This window comes from Methylobacterium nonmethylotrophicum (assembly GCF_004745635.1).
GTDB classification, from domain to species: domain Bacteria; phylum Pseudomonadota; class Alphaproteobacteria; order Rhizobiales; family Beijerinckiaceae; genus Methylobacterium; species Methylobacterium nonmethylotrophicum.
This window is the reverse complement of record NZ_SRLB01000019.1, coordinates 111,536-132,317: the sequence shown is the minus strand read 5'-3', so window position 1 is coordinate 132,317 and position 20,782 is coordinate 111,536. Positions and strand designations below refer to the sequence as shown.

Sequence of the window (20,782 nt, the reverse complement as noted above, 5' to 3'; positions counted from 1 at the left end):
ACGCCGGAGCGGATGTACGCGCAGGCCGGTCTCGACGCAGCCTCGATCGTCAAGGCGGTCGAGGCCGCCCTGCCGGCCCGCGAGTCGGCGGCCGAGCGCGGCGGGCGCCTGCGCCTCGCCTGAGGCCGTCTCATCGGGCGACATCAACCCGGGCCTGGGAATCATCCCGGGGTCGGGATGCTGATGCGCGGGCGGCACGCTCTCCCGCGATCGAATTGCCTGCGCCTTGCGGGCCTGGCGCCGGGCTGGCAGAAGCGGCCCGGCTTCCCGAAGTGAGCGACGGACGGACGATCGGGCGTGCCGCCCGAGCCGCCGAGAAGGAACGCATGACCGAGGCCCAGCACCGTCCCGCGCCCACCCCGTCCGGCCCCGGTATCGAGGCCGGCCCGGTGCTGATCACCGGCGCCAGCGGCTTCCTCGGGCCCGCCCTGGTCGACGTGTTCCGGGCCGCCGGATTCCCGGTGCGGATTCTGGTGCGCGCCACGAGCCCGCGCACCAACCTGACCTGGCCCGACGTCGAGATCGTCGAGGGCGACATGCGCGATCCGGAGGCCGCGGCGGCCGGAATGCGCGGCATGCGCTACCTCGTCCACGCCGCGGCGGATTACCGGCTCTGGGCGCCGGACCCGGACGAGATCGTCCGCACCAACCGCGACGGCACCCGGACCCTGATGCGGGCGGCTTTGGACGCGGGCGTCGAGCGGATCGTCTACACGTCGAGCGTCGCCACCATCAAGCCGCACGACGACGGCACGCCCGCCGACGAGACCCGGCCGCTGACGCCCGAGACCGCCATCGGCGCCTACAAGCGCAGCAAGGTGGTGGCCGAGCGGGTGGTCGAGGAGATGGTGGCCCGCGACGGCCTGCCGGCCGTGATCGTCAATCCCTCGACCCCGATCGGCCCGCGCGACGTCAAGCCGACGCCGACCGGGCGGATCATCGTCGAGGCGGCCAACGGCAAGATGCCGGCCTTCGTCGATACGGGCTTGAACCTCGCCCATGTCGACGACGTGGCGAGGGGCCATCTGCTGGCCCTGCACAAGGGCCGCATCGGCGAGCGCTACATCCTGGGGGGAGAGGACGTGCTCCTGTCGCGCATGCTCGCCGACATCGCCGGCCTCGTCGGGCGAAAGCCCCCGACCGTGCGGCTGCCGCGGGCGGCGGTCTATCCGGTGGCCTTCGTGTCCGAATTGGCCGCCCGGATCACCGGCAAGGCGCCGCTCGCCACCATCGACGGCATCCGGATGTCGCGCTACCGGATGTTCTTCTCCGACGCCAAGGCCCGGGCCGAGCTCGGCTACGCGGCCCGGCCCTACCGCGACGGCCTCACTGATGCCGTCGCCTGGTTCCGTCAGGCTGGATACATCCGATGACAACCGCCACCGAGGCGCGCTCCGGCAAGGGGCACCGGGACGAGAACTTTCCGGTCGCCTCGCACCTGATCCATCCGCGCCACCGCGGCCCGATCCTCGATTTCTACTACTTCGTCCGCGCCGGCGACGACGTCGCCGACAATGCCGGGCTGTCGCCGGAGCGCAAGGTCGCGCTCCTCGACGGCCTCGCCGACGCGCTGACCGGGCGGGGGCCAGACGATCCGGAGGCCGCGCCCCTGCGCCGCTCGCTCGCCGAGCGCGGATTGCCGCCCCGCCACGCCCTCGAACTGCTCGACGCCTTCCGGATGGACGCGCACAAGTCGCGCTACGAGACCTGGGACGAGCTGGCGCATTACTGCCGCTACTCCGCGGTGCCGGTCGGCCGCTTCGTCCTCGACGTCCATGGCGAGGATCCGGGCCGCACCTGGCCGACCTCGGACGCCATCTGCACCGCGCTGCAGGTGATCAACCACCTGCAGGATTGCGCCAAGGACTTTCGGAGCATCGACCGGGTCTACCTGCCGCGCGAGACCCTGGAGAAGCACGGCGCCCGCATCGAGGACCTGGGTGCCGAGCGCGCCACCCCGGCGCTCCGCGCCGTGATCGCCGAGCTGGCGCAACGCTGCCTCGACCTCCTCGAGGAGGGCCGGCCCCTGCCCGACCTCATCGACGACACCCGGCTCAGCCTGGAGATCGCGGCGATCCACCGCCTCGCGGTCCTGCTCGCCCGCGGCCTCACCGTGCGCGATCCGCTGAGCGAGACGGTGCATCACGGCAAGGCCGCCTTCGCGCTCACCGCGCTCGGCGCCGCCGCCACGACCCTCGCCCGGCGGCCGTTCCGCCGCCACCTCCACCCGGCCCTGCGGGGAGCCCGCCCGTGACCGCCCTCGCCTCCCAGCCGACGCCCCGGATGGAGGCGCCGGCCGACGCCGCCCCGGCCCTGCCGGCCGCCGGCTCGTCGTTCTACACCGCCATGCGGCTGCTGCCGGCCGCGCAGCGCGACGCGATGTACGCGGTCTACGCCTTCTGCCGCGCCGTCGACGACGTCGCCGACGACGGCGGCGCCCGCGAGGTGCGGGCGGCCGAGCTCGACCGCTGGCGCGCCGACATCGACGCCCTCTATGCCGGCCGGCCGGTGCCGCGGACGCAACCCCTCGTCGGCCCGGTGCGCCAGTTCGGGCTCCGGCGCGAGGATTTCCAAGCGGTGATCGACGGCATGGCGATGGACGCCGAGGCCGACATCGTGGCGCCTGACTCCGCCACCCTGGACCTCTATTGCGACCGGGTGGCGAGCGCCGTCGGGAGGCTCTCGGTGCGGATCTTCGGCCTGTCCGAGGAGCCCGGCATCAAGCTCGCCCACCATCTCGGCCGGGCGCTCCAGCTCACCAACATCCTGCGCGACATCGACGAGGATGCCGAGCGCGGCCGGCTCTACCTGCCGGCCGAGCCGCTGGCGGGGATCGGCCTCTCCCATCCGACGCCGGAGACGGCGCTCGCGCATCCGCGCCTGGGTGAAGTCTGCGCCCGCCTCGCCGAGGAGGCGCAAGCGCATTACGATGCGGCCTGGGCGATCATGGACCGTGAGCCGCGCCGGGCCACCAAGGCGCCCCGGATCATGGGAGCGGCCTATCACCTGATCCTCGTCGGGCTGCGCCGGCGCGGCTGGGCGGCGCCCCGGGCGAGGGTCAAGCCCGGCAAGCTCGCGCTGATCGGCGTCCTCCTGCGTCACGCGATCGTCTGATGAGCAGCACCGTTCACGTCCCGAAGGTCCACGTGCTCGGGGCCGGCCTCGCCGGCCTCTCGGCGGCCCTGCGCCTCGCGACGGCGGGCCGGCGCGTCGTGGTGCACGAGGCGGCCAAGCAGGCCGGCGGCCGCTGCCGCTCCTACTTCGATCCGGCCCTCGGGCTGACCATCGACAACGGCAACCACCTGCTCCTATCGGGCAACCGCGACGCCCTCGACTTCCTGAAGCTGGCGGGCGCGCCCGACGGCGTGCTCGCCGGGCCCGACGAGGCCGCCTTCGCCTTTGCCGACCTGGCCACCGGCGAGCGCTGGACCTTGCGGCCGAATGCCGGGCGCCTGCCCTGGTGGGTGCTGGACGCCCGCCGCCGGGTGCCGGGGAGCCGCGCCCGCGACTACCTCGCGCCGCTCGGCATCTTCCGGGGCGCGACGCGGGCCGCGACGATCGGCGAGAGCATGGCCTGCGAGGGCCTGCTCTGGGACCGGCTCTGGCGCCCGGTGCTGCTGGCCGCCCTCAACACCGAGCCGCAGGAGAGCGACGCGGGGCTGGCCGCCACCATCCTGCGCGAGACGCTGGGTGCCGGTGGCCGCGCCTGCCGGCCGCTGGTGGCGGTCGAAGGCCTGTCGGCGGCCTTCGTCGATCCGGCCCTCGCGGCCCTGGAGAAGGCGGGTGCCGAGGTCCGTTTCGGGCGGCGCCTGCGGGCACTCGGGATCGAGGGCGGGCGGCTCACCCGCCTCGACTTCTCGGACGGCGCGGAGGAGCTCGGGCCCGACGATGCGGCGGTCCTGGCCCTGCCGGCATGGGTCGCCGCCGACCTGATGCCGGGCCTGGAGACGCCGCAGAGCCACCGCTCGATCGTCAACGCCCATTTCGCGATTCCCCCGAAGCCGGGGGCGCCGCTGCTGCTCGGCGTCGTCGGCGGCGTCACCGAGTGGCTCTTTTCCTATCCCGACCGGCTCTCGGTGACGATCAGCGGCGCCGACCGCCTGCTCGACGTGCCGCGGGACGACCTCGCCCGCACGATCTGGGACGAGGTCTCGCGGCTCTCCGGCTTCGCGGGCGAGCCGCTGCCGCGCTGGCAGATCGTCAAGGAGAAGCGCGCTACCTTCGCGGCGACGCCGGCCGAGGCCGCGCGTCGGCCGGGTGCGCGCACGCACTGTCCCAATCTCGCGCTTGCCGGAGATTGGACGGCGACGGGGCTGCCCTCCACCATCGAGGGGGCGATCCGGTCCGGAGCGAGCGCGGCTCAGGTCTTGCTCGGGACGGGCATCGGTGCGGGCGCCGGCACCGGTGCTCGCACCGGCACCGGTGCTCGCACCGGCGTCAACGCTGCGTTGCGCGGAGCCGCTTGACGCGACGGCCCGGTTCCGGAACAGCGTGGGCGTGGGCGGCGTTTGTGCGCCGCCGAATGAAGCGATCGTCAGGGCGGCCGGTGGAGCCGCGCGCCGGAGAGGAAGGCAGAGACACCGTGGGCAAGGTCGAGACGTTGCACCGCAAGAGCACGCAGAACGTCACCCTCGACGAGGTCGAGCGGCGGGTGTCGGCGGCGTCCCGGGCGCTGGTGCAGCTGGCGCATGCCGACGGGCACTGGTGCTTCGAGCTCGAGGCGGATGCCACCATCCCGTCCGAGTACATCCTCTACCATCACTTCCGCGGCTCGGTGCCCGAGCGGGAGCTGGAAGAGAAGATCGCCGTCTACCTGCGCCGGACCCAGAGCGCGCTGCATCACGGCTGGGCGCTCGTCCACGAGGGGCCGCTCGACATCAGCGCGACCGTCAAGGCGTACTTCGCCCTCAAGATGATCGGCGATTCCCCCGACGCTCCGCATATGCGCCGGGCCCGGGACGCGATCCTGAAGCGGGGCGGCGCGGCCCACGCCAACGTCTTCACCCGCACCCTTCTCGCCCTCTACGGCGAGGTGCCGTGGAGCGCCGTGCCGGTGATGCCGGTCGAGGTGATGCTGCTGCCGCGGTGGTTCCCGTTCCACCTCGACAAGGTGTCGTACTGGGCCCGCACCGTGATGGTGCCGCTCTTCGTGCTGCAGGCGAAGAAGCCGCGGGCGAAGAACCCGCGCGGGATCGGCGTGCGCGAGCTGTTCACCCAGGAGCCCGAGCGGGTCCGGCGCTGGCCCTCCGGCGCCCAGGAATCCTCGCCCTGGCGCCCGGTCTTCGCGGTCATCGACGACATCCTGCGGGTGGTCGAGCCCGCCTTCCCGGCCGGTCCCCGGGCCAAGGCCCTCGACAAGGCCGTGGCCTTCGTGAGCGAGCGCCTGAATGGCGAGGACGGCCTGGGCGCCATCTTCCCGGCGATCGCCAACTCGGTGCTGATGTACGAGGCGCTCGGCTACCCGGAGGACCACCCGCTGGTGGTGACGGCGCGCTCGGCGGTGGAGAAGCTCGTCACCGTCAAGGAGCACGAGGCCTACGTCCAGCCCTGCCTGTCGCCGGTCTGGGACACGGCGCTCGCCGCCCATGCCCTGATGGAGGCCGGCGGGCCGGAGGCCGAGCGCCAGGCCCGCGCGGCCCTCGAATGGTTGAAGCCCCTTCAGGTCCTCGACATCAAGGGCGACTGGGCGGCCCGCAAGCCGGACGTGCGCCCGGGCGGCTGGGCGTTCCAGTACAACAACCCGCACTATCCCGACCTCGACGACACCGCCGTGGTGGCGATGGCGATGGACCGGGCCCGGACGCGCCTCGGCCCCGGCGAGGGCGGATCGGACTACACCCAGTCGATCGCCCGGGCCCGGGAGTGGATCGAGGGCCTGCAGAGCCGCGACGGAGGCTTCGCCGCCTTCGACGCCGACAACACCTACCACTACCTGAACTACATCCCGTTCTCCGACCACGGCGCCCTGCTCGACCCGCCGACCGCCGACGTCACCGCCCGCTGCATCTCGATGCTGGCCCAGCTCGGCGAGACCAAGGCGACGAGCCCCGCCCTCGCGCGGGCCGTCGACTACCTGCTCGCCGACCAGGAGGAGGACGGCAGCTGGTACGGCCGCTGGGGCATGAACTACATCTACGGCACCTGGTCGGCGCTCTGCGCGCTCAACGCCGCCGGCCAGGACCCGGCCTCCGCGCCGATACGCAAGGCGGTCGAGTGGCTGGTCTCGATCCAGAACCCGGATGGCGGCTGGGGCGAGGACGCGGCGAGCTACAAGATCGAGTATCGCGGCTACGAGCGGGCGGCGAGCACCGCCTCGCAGACCGCCTGGGCGCTGATCGCCCTCATGGCGGCGGGCGAGGCCGACAACCCGGCCGTGGCCCGCGGGATCAACTACCTCGCCCGCACGCAGGGGGCGGACGGGCTGTGGGGCGAGGAGTTCTACACCGGCACCGGCTTCCCGCGGGTGTTCTACCTGCGCTACCACGGCTACGCGAAGTTCTTCCCGCTCTGGGCGCTGGCGCGCTACCGCAACCTCCAGCGGGGCAACAGCCGCCGGGTCGCGGTCGGGATGTAGCGGGGGCGCCCGTGGCGCAACCGCGCCCTGCCGGAACGACCGCCTCTGCTCGGGCATTCACGGGCCGGAGCCTCGCGATGACCCTGTACAGCTACCACGTCTCCCACGAGCAGTGCCCGCCCCGGGCGCTGCTCGCGCTCGCGCAGCGCGCCGAGCAGGCCGGCTTCGACGGGGCCTTCTCGTCCGACCACCTCCAGCCCTGGTCGCCGAGCCAGGGCGAGTCCGGCTTCGCCTGGGCCTGGCTCGGCGCCGCCCTGCAGGCGACGGAGCGGCTGACCTTCGGGATCATCTCGGTGCCGGGGGGGTGGCGCTACCACCCCGTCGTGCTGGCCCAGGCCGTGGCGACCCTCGGGCAGATGTTCCCAGGGAGGGTGCCGTGGGTGGCCCTCGGCAGCGGCCAGGCGATGAACGAGCGTGCCACCGGCGGGCCATGGCCCGACAAGGCCGAGCGCAACGCCCGCCTGCGGGAAGGCGCCGAGATCATGCGGGCGCTCCTCGCCGGCGAGACCGTGACCCAGCGCGGCCGCCTGACCGCGATCGACGCCAAGGTGTGGTCGCTGCCCGAGACCCCGACCCGCCTCGTGGGTGCGGCGACCAGCGTCGAGACCGCCGCCTGGCTCGGCACCTGGGCCGACGGGCTCCTCACCGTCGGGACGAGCCCGGAGGCCTTGGGTCCCATCGTCGACGCGTTCCGGGAGAGCGGAGGCGCCGACAAGCCGGTCTTCCTCAAGATGGACCTGAGCTACGCCCCCGACCCGGCCGAGGCTTTGCACCAGGCCCATGCCGAGTGGCGCTTCAACGCCCTGCCGGCGGCGGTGGCCTGGGAGCTGCCCCGCCCGGCCGATTTCGAGGCCGCCGCCCGCTTCCTGCGGCCCGAGGACATGCACGAGGCGGTGCTGATCTCCCACGACCTGCCGGCGCTCACCGATCGCATCGCCGCCTGCGCGGCGCTCGGCTTCGACAGCATCGACCTGCATCAGGTCGGCGGCAGCCAGCCGGCCTTCATCGACGCCTTCGGCGAGCGGGTGCTGCCTGCGCTACGCGGCCGCAAGGCGCCGGTGATCGAGTTCGACCCGTTCGGGCGCAAGCCGGCGGCGCGCGCGGGATAGGCCTGCGCGGGCTCGCGCCGCGACCGGCGGCCCTCGGCCGGCCCCGAAAACGCGTCGAGGCGCCCGACCGGCCGGTCGGGCGCCTCGTTCTCGTCCGCGGTTGTCCGCCCGCCGCGCCGGCGCCGGTCGCGCCGGAGGGATCAGTAGCCGTAGTAGAAGCGGCGGGGGCCGTAATAGGGGCGACGCCAGTACGGCCGCGGGCCGTAGAAGCCGTAGCGGGGTCCATAGAACGGCCGCGGTCCGTAGAAGGGGCGCGGCCCGTAGAACGGGCGGCAAAACCCGAAGCGGTTCGGGACGAAGCCCGGGCCGCAGCCGCCGGCCACCGGCGTCACGCCCGCCTCCGTCGCGAGCGCGCCCGCGGCGCCGACGCCGATCGGGGCGGCCTGCACGGCCGACGCGAGGCCCAGACCGCCCGCAACCAGGGCAGCCATCCCGAGCACCTTGACGTGCATCATCGTGGGATCTCTCCTGAGGTGAAGGCAGCCACGAGGGCCGCCTGCCCGCGCAGGATAAGACCTAACGACCTGAATGCACGCTGAGCGCGCCGGTCGGTCCCCGCTCAGCGGCGCCGGCCGCGGCGCTCGCCCGGAGCCGGCCCGGTGACCACGGGGTCGGCCGCCGCCCGCAGGGCCGCGCCGCGGCTGCGCCGGCTCTGGCCGAGGCCCGAGCTCTTGGCGAGTTCGGAGCGCTGGGCGGCGTAGTTGGCCGCCACCATCGGGTAGTCCGGCGGCAGCCCCCATTTCTGCCGGTACTGCTCGGGCGTGAGTCCCCGCCCGGCCAGGTGACGCTTGAGCGTCTTGTAGGGCTTGCCGTCCTCCAGCGAGATGATGTGGTCCGGGGTCACGGTCTTGCGGATCGGCACCGGGGGGGTCGCCTTCTCGGGCTCCGGCGCGGGCGCCTCCCCGAGATGGCTCAGGGAGGTGTGGACCGCCGCGATCAGCCCCGGGATTTCCGCCGCCGGAACGGAGTTGTTCGCCACGTAGGCCGACACGACATCGGCAGCGAGCTCGATCAGATCGAGCGACCGGGTGGGGTCATCGTTGGTCATGGCGCACCGGATCGAAGTGACCGGCTCAGGAGGCCACGTGAATTCGCAAGCGTCAACCACGGAGGATATGCGCGACAACAGAATTCGTCAGTCGCGATACCGCACAGAAAAAGTATTGTACGCGATTGGTCATGCGGCATGGCATCGCGCCGGATCCGGGCGGCCAGGGCGGCAGCGGCGCCACAGTCGCCCGGATCCGGCGCTAGACCGTTGGTCCGGACGGTTTTTTTACGACCGGCGGTTTCCCCTCCGGGGGGAAATGCCCTAGCTGTCTGCTGCATTGCGCCATCCGGCGCCCCGTTCCTGTCAGCGCGATCGTCAAGACCTCCCATGACCGACCCGAACCGCCGCCTCCTGGTCACCGGCGCCGCCGCGGGCCTCGCCTCGACGCTGCTGGCGGGCGCGCTGCCGCGCCCCGCCCTCGCCTGGACGGACGAGGATTTCGCCCCTGCCCGGCGCCGGCGCGCCCGCCCCCCCGTCCCGGCGGAGGACGGCACGTTCTACGACACGCGCGGCCAGGACATGCGGGGGCAGGCCGCGGACCCGTATCGCGGCGCGCCCGTCCCCGCCGAGCCGCCGGAGGAGGATTCCTTCTGGGGCAACCCGTCCGGCCGGCGCGCGGTGGCCCCGCCCCAGGGCGCCGTCGATCCGAACGCCGCCGTGGTGGTCGATGACGGGCCGATCGATTTCGCCCGCGCCTACGCGGCCCTCGACACCGAGCCCTTCCCGGTGCCGGCCTTCCGCTGGCGGCGGGCCAACCCCTCCTTCCTGCGCCAGGAGGTCGCCTATGGCGGCCGCTACGCGCCCGGCACGATCGTGGTCGATCCGCGGGCGCACCACCTCTACCTGATCCAGGAGGGCGGCCGGGCGCGCCGCTACGGCGTCGGCGTCGGCCGACAGGGCTTCGCCTGGACGGGGGCGGCCACCATCAACTCCAAGCAGGCCTGGCCGGATTGGTACCCGCCCAAGGAGATGATCGCCCGCCAGCCGGCGCTGGCCCGCCAGGTGTCGCAGCTGCAGAGCGGGCTCGGCGTGCCGGGCGGCCCGCGCAACCCGCTGGGCGCCCGCGCCCTCTACCTGTGGCAGAACAACAAGGACACGCTCTACCGCATCCACGGCACCACCGAGCCGGAGAGCATCGGCCGCAGCGTCTCCTCGGGCTGCATCCGGATGATCAACCAGGATGCGATCGACCTCTACGCCCGGGTGCCGGTGGGCGCGCAGGTGGTGGTGCTGAGCTGAGGACCGGCAGCCTTCCGGCTGCGCAGTCCGGAGGGTTCAGGGCCGCCGCAGGACGGGGGGCCACCCGGAACAGAAGCATCCGCTACGCCGACGGCCGGACCTTGGCGTTCGGGATCGCCTGCGCGGTCGCCGGGTCGGCCAGGATCGCCGCGACGGCCGGCACCGCGGCCGCGGCGGCGACGAGGCCGGCATTGCGCCGCACGTAGAGGCCCCAGGCGGTGACGAGGAGCGTCACCAGCGCGCCGGTCAGCGCGGTCGCGGTGTCGGCATCGAGCCAGCCGCGCCCGACGGCGATTCCGCCGCCGAATTGCAGCAGGGTGCGCAGCAACGTGGTGAGCTGTTCCTGGTTCATGGCGATCTCCTGCTGGAAGCATCGAGGCGAGAGCGATGGCGAGGGTCAGGCCGCGGCCGGCCTGCCGCAGGCGGGGCAGGCCGTCGGCGCGGCGGGCCGACCGGAGGCGGCGTGGAGCGAGAGTGCCGCGGCCCGTACTTCCTCGACCCGCCGGCCCCAGCCCCGCCCGAACCGCGGCCAGGTCGACAAGGCCCGCAGGAACGTCAGCCGTCCGTCGCACAGCGCGTTCACCAGCCCCGGCACGTCCCGGCCCGAAAGCGCCGCCAGCGTCACAGGACCGAGCTTGCCGTCGTCGGCGATGCCGAGCGCCCGTTGCAGCCCGATCACCGCCCGCCGCGGGCCGCTGTTCACCGAAAAGTCGAACAGCGCGACATCCAGCCCCGCCGGCAGCGCGTCGCCCTCGATCGCGTCCCAGAAGCGCCGGCGGTAGATCGGCGCCACGGAAGCCGGCGTCAGCGCCCGCACCTCCGCGCGCGTCGCCGGCCGGCCGAGCCACAGGCTCAACGTGCCGATGGTGACGCCGAGGTTCGTGGCGCCTCCCGGGTCGGCGGGGTCGTCCGACCATCCGCCTTCATGGTTCAGGACGAGCGAGAGCGCCCGGTCGTAGGACGACGCGGCCATCGGGATCTCCAGGTTGTCGGGTGTCAGGACCGGGCCGGGTGGCGCTGCGGTCGGGGGTCAGAGGGCGGCCTTGTCCGAGGCCGCCGTTTCGGGTTCGCTCGCCGCGGCACGCCGCGCCGCCAGTTCCGCCGCCAGGGCATCGCGCTCGCTCCGCAGGGCCGCCGCCTCGGCGAGGGCCGCGTCCCGGTCCGCCAACGCCGCCACATCGATCGCTGCCAGCACGGCCGGCAGCGGGAAGCCTGCGGCCGCGGCCTGCTCGGGCGTCAGCGTGAGAGGCATCAGCATCTCGCGCCCGCCGTCATCGTCCTCGACGCACCGCCCGATCTCGACGTGCCAGGCGGGCGCTTCCGTCACCCACGGCGGGCGACCGCGGTAGACGAATCCCTCGAGCCACTTCGTCATCTCGGCCACGGTTGCCTCCCTACGCCTGGACTGTCTGGGTGGTGCCGGCGACGCGCCAGGCGCTGCCGCTGTCGGTGACCAGGACCCCCGTGCCCGCGCCCGCCGCCTCGAATGTCCCAGCGCCGGTGGAGGCTCGGCCGTTGCTCGCGTAGGCGATCCGCCCCGCGATGCCGGCCGTGGGCAGGGTGGCGACGGTGTAGGAGGCCGGCTTCACGGTCGAGCCGACGGTGACGGGCAACAGGAAGTTCGCCCCTGCCGGCGTGACGCCCGTCCTCGACACCTCGAGCCAATTCGACGCTGCGTTATATGCGTCGTTGGCCGTCCGGAAGATCAGCTTCCCGGTCGTGTCGATATAGTACTCCCACAGCTTCTGATCGGTGGGGGCCGCGGTGTTGCGTATCTGGTAGAACGGGAGGGCGGAGGCCAGCGCGGCGTTGCCGTTCAGCACGAGACTTGCGAAGGTCGGGCTGCTGCCCGTTCCGAGCCCGAGCGCCGTCGCACCCTGCGCCGCCGTGCCGGTGAGGACGCTGCGGCCGGTGGCCGAGGCATCGGTGACGTCGGCCGCGGCGGGGCCGGTGACCGGCTTGCCGGAGGCGCGGGCGTAATGCCGCACCGTCCAGTTGCCGGAGGCGTCCGAGGTGGCGAGCGCGGTGTCGCCGGCCGCCGTGACGAGGGTGCTTGCGCCGGGCAGCGCCAGGCTCGCGGCGTTGTGGGTGAGGGTCGCGGCGCCGGAAAAGCGCAGCAGGCGCAGGCGGTTCGGGCTCGTGCCGAAGCTCGTGATGGTGCCGGTGCCGGTGATGGCGACCTTGAGGGCGGGCGCCGCGCCGAGGTCGACCGTGGCGGCGACCGCAAGGGTTGCCTCCGCGGCCGTGAGGTCGAGGCCGCCGCTGGCGCGGTCGACCCGGAAGCCCTCCCGCCAGGTGCCGCCATCCGCCGAGACCTTGAGGCGCAGGTCGTCGTCGCCGGTCAAGCCCAGTTCGGCCCGGCCGGAGAAGCCGGACTGGAACAGGACCGAGAGGGTGTTGCCGGGAGCTTCCTTGTTGAGGGTGGTGCGCAGGTCGCCGGTGCCGCCCTCGGGCACGGTCAGCGCGGTCCAGAGCGCCTTGTTGAGCTTGGCGGCGAAGGGGTTCTGGGCGTCCGCGGTGGTGCCGATGCCGAGCCGCGCGAGGTTCTGCAGCGCCGTCAGGGTGGCGCGGAACGACACCCAGGCGGTGCCGATATAGGTGCAGAGATCGGCCTCGTCCGCCACGAAGGCGAGCCAGCCCGGGCGCGGCGCCGTCGGCTGCCACGCGCCGTCCTGCCAGCGGACGACGCGGCCGGCCCAGCCGCTCCAGAGCCCGGTCGGGCTCGGGCCGACGATGTAGCGGTCGCCCTCGGCCGGGCTCGCCGGCGGCGCGCCGAGGTCGCGGTCGAGCACGGCGAGCTGCACCAGGGCGTCGAGGAGCAGGAGCGCCTCGTTGTGGGTGACGTGCTTCTGGCTCTGCGCCGCCGCCATCAGCGGCAGGGCGAGGTTCTGGGTCGCGTCAGGCATCGAGGGTGATCCGCAGGGGCGCGCCGCGGCCGTAAGCGGCCGAGACCTGATGGAGGGCGAGGCTCAGGCGGGCGACGGGGCCGCCGAAATCGGCCCGCTGCTCCGCCGCCGCGTAGGTCAGGGCCGGCACTCCGCTGCGCAGGGTGCGCCGCACGGCACCGGCTTCGTCGAGGAGGTCGATCTCGTAGGCCTCGCTCTCCTCGGCGAGCGGCACCTCGGCCTGCTCCCAGGGGTCGCCGCCGATCCGGGTGCGGCGGATCCAGGTGAGGCGCAGGTCGCCGTTGCCGATCCGGCGCAGGCGGGCCTGGACCGGCGCGAGGGGGCGCAGGGCGACGGCCTGCGGCACGATCCGGAGGCCGATCCAGGACGGGTCCGTCGGCGGGCGCCCCTGCGGGCCGATCCGCACGAGGTACGGCCGCCGCTCGGCGGGATCGAGGCCGGAGGGCACGAGGCTCTCGCCCAGCACCACGAAGCGGCTGCCCGCCGGCAGCAGCGCGACCCCGTCGGCGTCGCTGCCGAGCTGGCCGCGCAGCAGGCGGGTCAGGCGGTAGCGGCCGGGGCCGGTGAGCCGGGCCTCGGCCCATTGCAGCACCTCCCAGCGCCCGGCCGGCGTCTCCACCGCCGCGACGTTGGCGCCGTCGAGCACCGCCCGCTCGCTCGCCGCCGCGAGCTGCGCCCCGCGGGGCAGCTCGACCTCGAGGGCGTTCAGCCGGTCCCAGCGATGGGCCGGGCCGGCGGCGAGCGGCGCGGTGAGGCGCCCGATGATCGTCGGCGCCGGGATCGCGGCGTCCGCCGCGAAGGACCCGTCCTCCGGGGCGATCTCGACGGCGAGCGGCGCCCACGGCCCGGTATAGGCCGCGACGAGCAGCGGCTGGGGTCCGGCCCGCAGGGTCGGCAGGTCGAGCAAAGCGACGAGGCCGACGCCGGCGGTCGCCGGCGGGTCGGGGTCGCGGCGGCTCACGCCGCCATCGGGGGCGCCCTGCAGCCCGGCCTCGGTCCGCACAGCCTCGAACGGCCGGCCCGCCTCAAGGCCGATCCGGGTGAGGCGGTACTCGCTGCGGCGGCCGTCGATCGCGAGGGCGATCACGTCCCCGGGATCGAGGGCGAGGCAGGAGGGCGGCAGCGTGCCCGACAGGGCCTCGCGCTCCAGGGCGGCGCGCTGCAGGAGGCCCTGCGCGACGCCCGCGGCGGCGCCCTCGTCGAGGGCGAGCGGCACGCTCACGGTGGTGCGCGCCGGCAGGCCGGAGCGGCGGGCCTCGACGGTGGCGCTGCGGTAGTCGCGGCCGGGATCGAGGTAGGACAGGGCGACGCTGCCGGGCAGCGCCCCGGCCTCGGCCCGGCTGCGGGTGTAGTCCGAGGCCCCGTCCCGCCCCGCCGCCAGGGTGTCGGGCGCGAGCGCCAGGGCCGGCGGCCGGGCGAGCGGGTGGAAGACCACCCGCTCGCCGCTCTCCGCCGCCTCGAACGGAAACACCTGCTGCAGCGGCGCGAGGGCGGCGCGGGCCGAACTCGGCTCGGTAATGGCGTAACCCTCCACCATCCCGAACAGGCCCGAGACGTCCGCCGGCACCCCGGCGCAGAGCTCCGCCACCACATCGGCGAGGGGGGCGAGGCCGAGGCGGCCGTTGATCCAGTGGCCGAGCCGGTAATTGTCGGCGTCGCGCCACACGCCGGATTGGCGCGGAAAATCCGGGAACGGCCGGGCGTCCCAGGTCCAGACCGCGATCCGCTCCCAGTCGAGCATCCGCCCGCCATAGACCGGCGAGACCGGGTTGTTCGCCGGCTCGCGCCAGTAGGCCAGCACGGCCTCGAGGGTGGCGCGCTGGGCCGCGAGGTCGCGCCGGCCGAGGGAGAAGTACGGCGCGAAGCTCTCGGCCGATTTCGGGTCGAGGAAGACGTTGGGCTGGTTCATGCCCTTGTCGATCGCCGGGCAGCCGAGCTCGGTGAACCAGATCGGCTTGGCCCGCGGCTGCCAGGGCGTCGGCGCGGCCGCCCGCACCCCGCCGGGCCGGTCGCGATGGGGGTTCTCCCACCAGCCGCGCAGGTCCTTGATTCGGAAGACCCAGTCCTCGCCATACGCGGTGTCGCGGATCGGCGTGCGGGCCTGCGCCTCCCGGTCGGCCGGCGTGGCGTAGGACCAGTCGTGGAGCTCGCCCCCCGCGATGCCGGCGCGCAGGTAGGCCGGGTCATAGGGAGAGGCGAAGCCGGCCTGGGCGTCGAGATGGTCGAAACCCTCGCGCCAGTCGGCAAGCGGCATGTAGTTGTCGATGCCGACCGCATCGATGCTGGGGTCGGCCCAGAGCGGATCGAGGTGGAAGAGCACGTCGCCCGAGCCGTCCGCCGGGCGGTGGTTGGCGTACTCGGTCCAGTCGGCGCCGTAGGTGAGCGCCGTGCCGGGGCCGAGGATCGCCCGCACGTCGGCGGCGAGCCGCCGCAGCGCCTCGACGCCCGGGAAGGTCGCAGGGCCCGAGCGCAGGGTGGTGAGCCCGACCATCTCGGAGCCGATCAGGAACGCGTCGACCCCGCCGGCAGCCTGCGCCAGGCGGGCGCAGTGCAGGATGAAGCGGCGGAAGCCCCACTCCTCCGGGCGCCGGCTCGTCACGGTGGTGCCGGTCCAGGCGAGGTCGTCCCCTTGCGTGGTGCCGAAGAAGGCGGCGACCTGGTCGGCCGCGGCGGGTGTCTTGTCGACGCTGCCCGGGCGGCCCGGGGCCGGGTGGCCGGTGATCCGCCCGCGCCAGGGAAAGGGCGGCTGCTCCGCCCGGCCATAGGGGTCGGGCAGGCCGTTGCCGGCCGGGATGTCCATCATCACGAAGGGATAGAGCGTGACGGAGAGGCCGCGGCGCTTCAGCTCGGCGATCGCCTGCACCACCGAGAGGTCGGACGGCGCGCCGCCGATCAGCGGATTGCCCTGGGCGTCGCGGCTGACGATCCCGGCGGCTTCACGGGTCAGCCCCGCGGCGAGCCAGACCTGACCCGTGGTGGCCTTGGCGGCGGTCTCGGCCCGGGGCGCGATGCGGCAGGCCGGCAGGCGCAGGTCGCTGCCCTGCCAGGCGACGACGAGCGAGACGTGCCGGCAGGCCGGCGCCTCTTCTTGCAGCTGGTCGAGGGCCGCCACGAGGTCGACGCCGCCCGAGACGGTGTTCTGGCCCTGGAGCGTGCCGAGGCCGGTCGCCGTCACCGGCGCGGTCGCGTAGACGAACTCGCCCATGGCGGGGATCAGCGTGACGGCGGTGACGAGGTCTTCGAGTCGCGGGCGGCCGTCATGGCTCGGCGGCCGGCGGATCACCTCGGCGGTGATCACCGGCACCCGGTTGCCGAAGGGTCCGAGGGGGAGGTCCTCCAGCACCAGGTAGGCGAGGCCGCGATAGGCCGGCGCGCTGCCCTCCACCGCCTCGATCTTCGGATCGGGGAGCTGGTCCTCGGTGCCGCGATACAGGCGGTGGGCGTAGTCCGCGAGCCGGATCGGCTTGCCGTCGGCCCAGACCCGGCCGAGGCCGGTGATCGGCCCCTCGCACAGGCCGATCGCCACCGAGACGCTGTAGCTGTAGGTGACGTTGTAGGTCTTTGCCTGCGAGCCCCCGCCCTTGCCGCCGGAGCCCCGCACCTTCTCGACGCTCTGGGTCTCGCGGATCTTCGTCGCCCAGACGATCTGGCCGGCGACCCGCATCCGCCCGAACACCCGCGGCACCGTGCTCCCCTCCTGGGACGCGGTGACGTAGAGGTCGGCGAGCCGGGCCCCGAGATTGATGACGGGCTTCTGGCGCGTCCCGAACAGGGCGCGGTCGAGGGCGCTGCCGCCGGCGGCGCCGACGACCCGCCCGACCGCCCCGCCGATCGGGCCGCCGAGCGCCGTGCCGACCGCCTGGCCGGCATAGGAGAGGACGAGCGTGCTCATGAGATGTGACCGAGGTCGATCACCCGGCCAGGTTCGTGGCCGCCGGTGACGGTGTGTCGGGAGACGCGGGAGATCAGGGACCCGGCGGGAACCGGAACGCGTAGGCGACGCGGCGCGCCCAGGCCGCCGGCACGGCGCTCTCCAGCACCGCGTGGCCGTCATAGGCGTGGATCATCCGCGCCTTCCCGCTCAGGATGCCGCAATGCTTGGCCGGCGCGCCCGTGCGCCAGCGGAACAGCAGCACGTCGCCAGGGCCGGCCGCCTCCGGGGCGATCTCGACGAGGTGGCGGCGGGCGGCGTCGCGCAGGGTCTCGGCGCCGCCGGCCTCGCCCCAGTCGGGGGTATAGGGCGGCACCGGCTCGGGCTCGGGCCCGTGGAGGTCGCGCCAGATCCCCCGCACCAGCCCGAGGCAGTCGCAGCCGGCACCCCGCAGCGAGGCCTGATGGTGGTAGGGCGTGCCGAGCCAGAGCCGCGCGAGCGCGACGATGCGGGCGGAACGGTCGGGCAAGGGATCGTCGGGCGAGGGATTCTCACGCAAGCCGGCCTCCGTCGTTGCCGGCCCCCGCCTGGGCGTAGCCGGTGGCGTAGTCGTTGCCCGGCATGTGCGGGAAGCCGCGGAAATTGGCCGCGTTGGCGAATTTTTTCCCGCAGGTCGGGAAGGTCTTGTCGCAGCCGGCGGTGACCGCGAAGGCGTCGCCGGCGGCCATCGGCTCCGGCAGCGGCTGCCACAGGTCGAGGGTGGGCGGCGCGAGCGGCCCCGGGCGGCTGTGGCCGCGCACCTCGCAGGCAAGCCCCGCATTGGCGCCGGTGAGCCAGACGAGGCGCCCGGCCGTGAACCAGCCGGTCTCGTAGGCCGCGAGACCGTCGGTGCGGAAGGCCCCGGCCGAGAGCGTCCCGGTCACTGCGGCGCGGGCCATGAGGGCGGCCGATGCGAGGGCGACGCCGCAGCGGGCGTCACCCAGTTCGGCGTCGCAGGAGCGCTGGAACAGCCGGCCCGTCGGCCGGTTGAGGGCGGCCGCGAGGCTGCGCAGCTCGGCCGAGAAGCCGGTGCGCCCCCGCGTCACCTCGCCGAGGCGGCCCGACAGCACCAGCACCCTGTCCTCGGGCCGGCTCCAGTCGACCCGCCAGACCGCGACCGCGGCGTCGTCGAACAAGCCCCGGGCGAGCTCGGCCTCCGCGAGGCGCCCGTCGCTGAGCGCCCCCATCACCTCGAGGCCGTCGACCGACAGCCCGCCGGACTGTTCGAGGGCCGAGGCGGCGGCGCCCGTCTCGGCGGCGCAGGTCACGCCCTCGACCACGAGGTCGCCGTCGTGGTCGGTGAAGCCGAGGCGCAGGCCGTCGGCGCGGGTGACGATCCAGCACCAGGCGAGCGTGGTGGCGCCGGAGGCGAGGGAGGCCGCGAGGCCGGGCGGCAGGGTCTTCATCGGCGCGGCTCGATCGGCATCATCGGCGCAGCTCGATGACCGGAATGTCGGCGACCAGCCCGGCGAGGACCGCCTGGTGGTCGATGCTGAGGCGGTCGGTGGCGAAGCGCACCGGCACGTCGAAGGCGAAGCCCGCCGTCACCGCGGCCCCGACCGCAGGCGCCACCCGGAAGGTGACGAGGCCGGTCGCCGGATCGAGCGTGAAGCGGTCGGCCCCCTGCTCGACCCCGTCGAGGGCGACCCGCACCGTGCCGGCGACGGGCTTCACGATCGGCCTCGCATAGGGCGCGAAGGCGCCGCCATAGGTCTTCTGCAGCGCGAACGCCGTGCGGGTCCCGTCGCCGCGGCCGAGCGCCTGGTCGGTCGGGCGGATCGGGGTTCCGGGCGGCGCGGAGGCGTGGTCGAAGGTGTCGCGCCAGCGGAATCCGTAGAGCGGGCCCCGGCGTTCCTCGAAGAACGCGATCAGCACGGCGACGTCCTCGGCCCGGCGCAGGGCCGGCCCCGCATTGTAGCTGCGGCGGGAGTGGCGCCAGAGGGCGTTGCGCTCCTCGTCGCCGGAGCCGAGGGTCACGATCTCGGTGCGCCGCTCCGGCCCGCCGCGGGAGCCGTAGGAGAGGTTGAGGGGGAAGCGCACCTCGTGGAAGGGGCTCGGCATCGCGTCACAGGCTCCGCAGGCCGCGCTGGACCGCCCGCGCCAGGGCGGCGGTGACCTGCGCCTCCGAGCGCGCGAAGCTCGGGGCGTCCGGGGTGGCGATCGACACCGAGACGCGGACGGTCGGGGCGGGGGCCGGCGGCGCGACGCCGTGGGCCGCCGGCAGGATGCGCCCGGGCTGGAGCGGCACGAAGGTCTCGCGCCCGCTCTCGCCCACCGTGTAGGCGACGCCCGGCGTCACCGGGCCGCCGGCGGCGCGGCCGGTCGGGTTCGGGGTCAGGCCGAGCTGGCCGAGCGCGTCTCCGATGAAGTCGCCGGCCGGGCCGCCGCGGCCGAACAGGCCGTCGAAGGCCCGGTCGATGCCCCGGCTCGCGAGCGTGGTGGCGAGCCGCGCGATCACGCTGGTCAGGCGCTCGCCGTGCAGGATCGCGCCCTTGAAGCTGTCGGACAGCGCCGCCCCGAGTTCCCGCGAGGCGGATTGGGCGGCGCGCTGGGCGGCCTCCGCCCGGGCGACCTGGGCGGTGGCTTGCCCGTAGGCCTCGGCCACCCGGTCGACCTCCTCGCGCAGGGCCGGCGTCACCGCGAGGTCGGCCTTCTTGGCCGCCTCGAGCAGGCGGAACGCCGCCTCGGCCTGGGCCGCCGCCCCCTCCTCGCGGCCGACCGCCTCGGCTTCGACCTTCAGGGCGCCGGTGCGCCGGGTCAGGCGGGCGACCTCGCTGCGGAAGGCGTCGTCGCCCTCCTCCGCCGCGGCCCTGGCCGGGGCCGTCCGCGCCGGGGTCCGGGCGGGTGCCGGTGCGGGCGGGGCCTCGGCGGCGAGGGCCGGGGCGAAGCTGCCGCGGGGTTCCGCGTCGCTGATCGCGAAGGCGTCGGCGATGCGGGCGCGGATCGCCGCGCCGCCTTGCGAGGCCGCCCGCACCCGCCGGCCGAGATCCTCGACAAGATCGGCGGCGGCAGGAATCTTGGCGGCGATCCCGCCGACGGCGCCCGCCACCGCCTCGAACCCTGCCACCGCCTCCCGGGAGGCGGCCCCGGCCTCTCCGAGGCGGGCGGTGAGACCGCCGACCGCCTCGTCGACCCGCCGCAGGGCGGCGCCGTCGCCGGCCGCGGCCGGCAGGGCGGCGACCTGCTCGGCCGCGCGCTGGAGCCGGCCCAGGGTCTCGGCTCCGGCCATACGGGCGAGCTCGTCGCGCACCTCGGCGCCCGCGCGGGCCATCGCGGCCCCGATGCGGCCGGCCCCGGCCTCGACCGCCTGCTCGGCCTGCCCCATCGCCCGCTCGGCCACCGGCCCGGCCCGGGCGAGCTCGCGCTCGTAGGCCTCGACATTGGCCTCGAGCGAGACCACCAGGCGCTCGATCTCGGTCGTCATGCGGGCGGTCCCTCGTGCCCGGCGCCCTGGAGCCAAGCCCAGAGCGCGTCCTCCTCCTGCGGCGTCAGGTCCTGCGCCGCCTCCGGGTCGCGGGCGCGGTTGAAGCCGTCGATATAGGCGGCGAGCTGCCACAGGCTCATCGCCCGCAGGTCGGCGGCGGGCAGGCCCATGGCGGCGGCGGCCGCGTAGAAGGCCGCGAAGGCGATCCGGCCCTCCGGCCCGGCCGCGCCGGCGGGCCGGCCGACCCGCTCGTCCTCGGCGCCCTCGAGGCCCGCGGCCAGCACCAGGGCGGCCTTGGCGATGAGCGGGATGCAGGGCAGCCCGTCGAGACTCCGGGCGATGGCGTGGGCCTGCGGCACCGGGGTGCCGCCGCCGATGAGCCCCAGGCGCAGCACGTCGCGCACGTCGCGGAAGCGGTAGCGCCGGCCGGCATGGAAGCCGTGCAGCAGGGCGGCCGGCCCCGCCCCGGTCGCCTCCTGGAGCGCCTCGAGGTCGCCGATGGCGAGGCGGAAGCGCCGGGTGGTGCCGTCGAGGTCGAGGTCGATATGGCCGTCGCGGCTCATGAGCGC

19 protein-coding genes are annotated in these 20,782 nt (G+C 74.6%); 7 read left to right on the top strand and 12 right to left on the bottom strand.

Going from position 1 to position 20,782, the window contains the following annotated elements; genetic code table 11:
- Window positions 1-326 precede the first annotated feature (326 nt).
- From hpnA to EU555_RS23840, 6 genes are all read left to right on the top strand, one after another.
- Entirely contained in the window at window positions 327-1,373 is a 1,047-nt protein-coding gene (gene hpnA, locus EU555_RS23865; protein WP_135417714.1) for a hopanoid-associated sugar epimerase, read from the top strand.
- Window positions 1,370-2,254, top strand: coding sequence for a squalene synthase HpnC (gene hpnC / locus EU555_RS23860; protein ID WP_135417713.1), 885 nt, complete (start codon window positions 1,370-1,372; stop codon window positions 2,252-2,254). Before hpnA ends, hpnC begins: the two co-directional genes overlap by 4 nt.
- A gap of 29 nt (window positions 2,255-2,283) precedes the next feature.
- Window positions 2,284-3,114 carry a presqualene diphosphate synthase HpnD gene (gene hpnD / locus EU555_RS23855; protein ID WP_135417726.1) on the top strand — a complete coding sequence of 277 codons (831 nt, stop codon included), beginning with the start codon at window positions 2,284-2,286 and terminating at the stop codon, window positions 3,112-3,114.
- The gene (hpnE, locus tag EU555_RS23850) at window positions 3,114-4,466 is read left to right on the top strand and encodes a hydroxysqualene dehydroxylase HpnE (protein WP_135417712.1); all 1,353 of its coding nucleotides are present in this window, start codon (window positions 3,114-3,116) and stop codon (window positions 4,464-4,466) included. The genes hpnD and hpnE overlap by 1 nt, the downstream gene beginning before the upstream one ends.
- A 56-nt stretch (window positions 4,467-4,522) precedes the next feature.
- Window positions 4,523-6,574, top strand: a complete 2,052-nt coding sequence (shc, locus tag EU555_RS23845) for a squalene--hopene cyclase (RefSeq protein ID WP_167858647.1) — start codon at window positions 4,523-4,525, stop codon at window positions 6,572-6,574.
- A gap of 77 nt (window positions 6,575-6,651) precedes the next feature.
- Window positions 6,652-7,683, top strand: coding sequence for a TIGR03885 family FMN-dependent LLM class oxidoreductase (locus EU555_RS23840; RefSeq protein ID WP_135417710.1), 1,032 nt, complete (start codon window positions 6,652-6,654; stop codon window positions 7,681-7,683).
- A gap of 140 nt (window positions 7,684-7,823) precedes the next feature.
- On the opposite strand, the gene EU555_RS23835 is transcribed toward EU555_RS23840, so the two are convergent.
- On the bottom strand, window positions 7,824-8,138 hold the full coding sequence (locus tag EU555_RS23835; protein WP_135417709.1) for a GCG_CRPN prefix-to-repeats domain-containing protein: 315 nt from the start codon (window positions 8,136-8,138) through the stop codon (window positions 7,824-7,826).
- A 104-nt stretch (window positions 8,139-8,242) separates the two neighbouring features.
- The gene (locus EU555_RS23830) at window positions 8,243-8,731 is read right to left on the bottom strand and encodes a Ros/MucR family transcriptional regulator (RefSeq protein WP_135417708.1); all 489 of its coding nucleotides are present in this window, start codon (window positions 8,729-8,731) and stop codon (window positions 8,243-8,245) included.
- Between the two features lie 330 nt (window positions 8,732-9,061).
- Between EU555_RS23830 and EU555_RS23825 the strand changes: the two genes are divergently transcribed.
- On the top strand, window positions 9,062-9,973 hold the full coding sequence (locus tag EU555_RS23825; protein WP_135417707.1) for a L,D-transpeptidase: 912 nt from the start codon (window positions 9,062-9,064) through the stop codon (window positions 9,971-9,973).
- An 82-nt stretch (window positions 9,974-10,055) separates the two neighbouring features.
- Here the strand turns inward: EU555_RS23825 and EU555_RS23820 are convergent, their stop codons facing one another.
- From EU555_RS23820 to EU555_RS23780, 10 genes are all read right to left on the bottom strand, one after another.
- Window positions 10,056-10,325 carry a Pam3-gp28 family putative phage holin gene (locus EU555_RS23820; protein WP_135417706.1) on the bottom strand — a complete coding sequence of 90 codons (270 nt, stop codon included), beginning with the start codon at window positions 10,323-10,325 and terminating at the stop codon, window positions 10,056-10,058.
- A 45-nt stretch (window positions 10,326-10,370) separates the two neighbouring features.
- Window positions 10,371-10,946, bottom strand: a complete 576-nt coding sequence (locus EU555_RS23815; RefSeq protein ID WP_135417705.1) for a glycoside hydrolase family 108 protein — start codon at window positions 10,944-10,946, stop codon at window positions 10,371-10,373.
- 57 nt (window positions 10,947-11,003) lie between these two features.
- Entirely contained in the window at window positions 11,004-11,357 is a 354-nt protein-coding gene (locus EU555_RS23810) for a hypothetical protein (RefSeq protein ID WP_135417704.1), read from the bottom strand.
- A 10-nt stretch (window positions 11,358-11,367) separates the two neighbouring features.
- Complete coding sequence (locus tag EU555_RS23805) at window positions 11,368-12,879, bottom strand: DUF2793 domain-containing protein (protein WP_135417703.1); 1,512 nt, start codon at window positions 12,877-12,879, stop codon at window positions 11,368-11,370.
- Window positions 12,872-16,771 (bottom strand): baseplate multidomain protein megatron, encoded by a 3,900-nt coding sequence (locus tag EU555_RS23800; protein WP_135417702.1) that lies wholly within the window; start codon window positions 16,769-16,771, stop codon window positions 12,872-12,874. The genes EU555_RS23805 and EU555_RS23800 overlap by 8 nt, the downstream gene beginning before the upstream one ends.
- 73 nt (window positions 16,772-16,844) lie before the next feature.
- Window positions 16,845-17,309 (bottom strand): NlpC/P60 family protein, encoded by a 465-nt coding sequence (locus tag EU555_RS23795; RefSeq protein WP_245524454.1) that lies wholly within the window; start codon window positions 17,307-17,309, stop codon window positions 16,845-16,847.
- On the bottom strand, window positions 17,302-18,195 hold the full coding sequence (locus EU555_RS23790; protein WP_135417701.1) for a DUF2163 domain-containing protein: 894 nt from the start codon (window positions 18,193-18,195) through the stop codon (window positions 17,302-17,304). Before EU555_RS23790 ends, EU555_RS23795 begins: the two co-directional genes overlap by 8 nt.
- 19 nt (window positions 18,196-18,214) lie before the next feature.
- Window positions 18,215-18,850, bottom strand: a complete 636-nt coding sequence (locus EU555_RS23785; RefSeq protein ID WP_135417700.1) for a DUF2460 domain-containing protein — start codon at window positions 18,848-18,850, stop codon at window positions 18,215-18,217.
- Between the two features lie 4 nt (window positions 18,851-18,854).
- Window positions 18,855-20,213, bottom strand: coding sequence for a phage tail tape measure family protein (locus EU555_RS36325; protein WP_167858646.1), 1,359 nt, complete (start codon window positions 20,211-20,213; stop codon window positions 18,855-18,857).
- Entirely contained in the window at window positions 20,210-20,776 is a 567-nt protein-coding gene (locus EU555_RS23780; RefSeq protein ID WP_135417699.1) for a gene transfer agent family protein, read from the bottom strand. The genes EU555_RS36325 and EU555_RS23780 overlap by 4 nt, the downstream gene beginning before the upstream one ends.
- Window positions 20,777-20,782: the final 6 nt, after the last annotated feature.

What these genes read in the sequence shown, in the direction of transcription:
- EU555_RS23840 (WP_135417710.1), top strand. Translation starts at nt 6,652, where the DNA reads ATGACCCTGTACAGCTACCACGTCTCCCACGAGCAGTGCCCGCCCCGG.
- shc (WP_167858647.1), top strand. Translation starts at nt 4,523, where the DNA reads ATGAAGCGATCGTCAGGGCGGCCGGTGGAGCCGCGCGCCGGAGAGGAA.
- EU555_RS23790 (WP_135417701.1), bottom strand. Translation starts at nt 18,195, where the DNA reads ATGAAGACCCTGCCGCCCGGCCTCGCGGCCTCCCTCGCCTCCGGCGCC.
- EU555_RS23805 (WP_135417703.1), bottom strand. Translation starts at nt 12,879, where the DNA reads ATGCCTGACGCGACCCAGAACCTCGCCCTGCCGCTGATGGCGGCGGCG.
- EU555_RS23830 (WP_135417708.1), bottom strand. Translation starts at nt 8,731, where the DNA reads ATGACCAACGATGACCCCACCCGGTCGCTCGATCTGATCGAGCTCGCT.
- hpnE (WP_135417712.1), top strand. Translation starts at nt 3,114, where the DNA reads ATGAGCAGCACCGTTCACGTCCCGAAGGTCCACGTGCTCGGGGCCGGC.
- hpnA (WP_135417714.1), top strand. Translation starts at nt 327, where the DNA reads ATGACCGAGGCCCAGCACCGTCCCGCGCCCACCCCGTCCGGCCCCGGT.
- EU555_RS23785 (WP_135417700.1), bottom strand. Translation starts at nt 18,850, where the DNA reads ATGCCGAGCCCCTTCCACGAGGTGCGCTTCCCCCTCAACCTCTCCTAC.
- EU555_RS23820 (WP_135417706.1), bottom strand. Translation starts at nt 10,325, where the DNA reads ATGAACCAGGAACAGCTCACCACGTTGCTGCGCACCCTGCTGCAATTC.
- EU555_RS23780 (WP_135417699.1), bottom strand. Translation starts at nt 20,776, where the DNA reads ATGAGCCGCGACGGCCATATCGACCTCGACCTCGACGGCACCACCCGG.
- EU555_RS23815 (WP_135417705.1), bottom strand. Translation starts at nt 10,946, where the DNA reads ATGGCCGCGTCGTCCTACGACCGGGCGCTCTCGCTCGTCCTGAACCAT.
- hpnD (WP_135417726.1), top strand. Translation starts at nt 2,284, where the DNA reads ATGGAGGCGCCGGCCGACGCCGCCCCGGCCCTGCCGGCCGCCGGCTCG.
- EU555_RS23835 (WP_135417709.1), bottom strand. Translation starts at nt 8,138, where the DNA reads ATGATGCACGTCAAGGTGCTCGGGATGGCTGCCCTGGTTGCGGGCGGT.
- EU555_RS23825 (WP_135417707.1), top strand. Translation starts at nt 9,062, where the DNA reads ATGACCGACCCGAACCGCCGCCTCCTGGTCACCGGCGCCGCCGCGGGC.
- EU555_RS36325 (WP_167858646.1), bottom strand. Translation starts at nt 20,213, where the DNA reads ATGACGACCGAGATCGAGCGCCTGGTGGTCTCGCTCGAGGCCAATGTC.
- hpnC (WP_135417713.1), top strand. Translation starts at nt 1,370, where the DNA reads ATGACAACCGCCACCGAGGCGCGCTCCGGCAAGGGGCACCGGGACGAG.
- EU555_RS23800 (WP_135417702.1), bottom strand. Translation starts at nt 16,771, where the DNA reads ATGAGCACGCTCGTCCTCTCCTATGCCGGCCAGGCGGTCGGCACGGCG.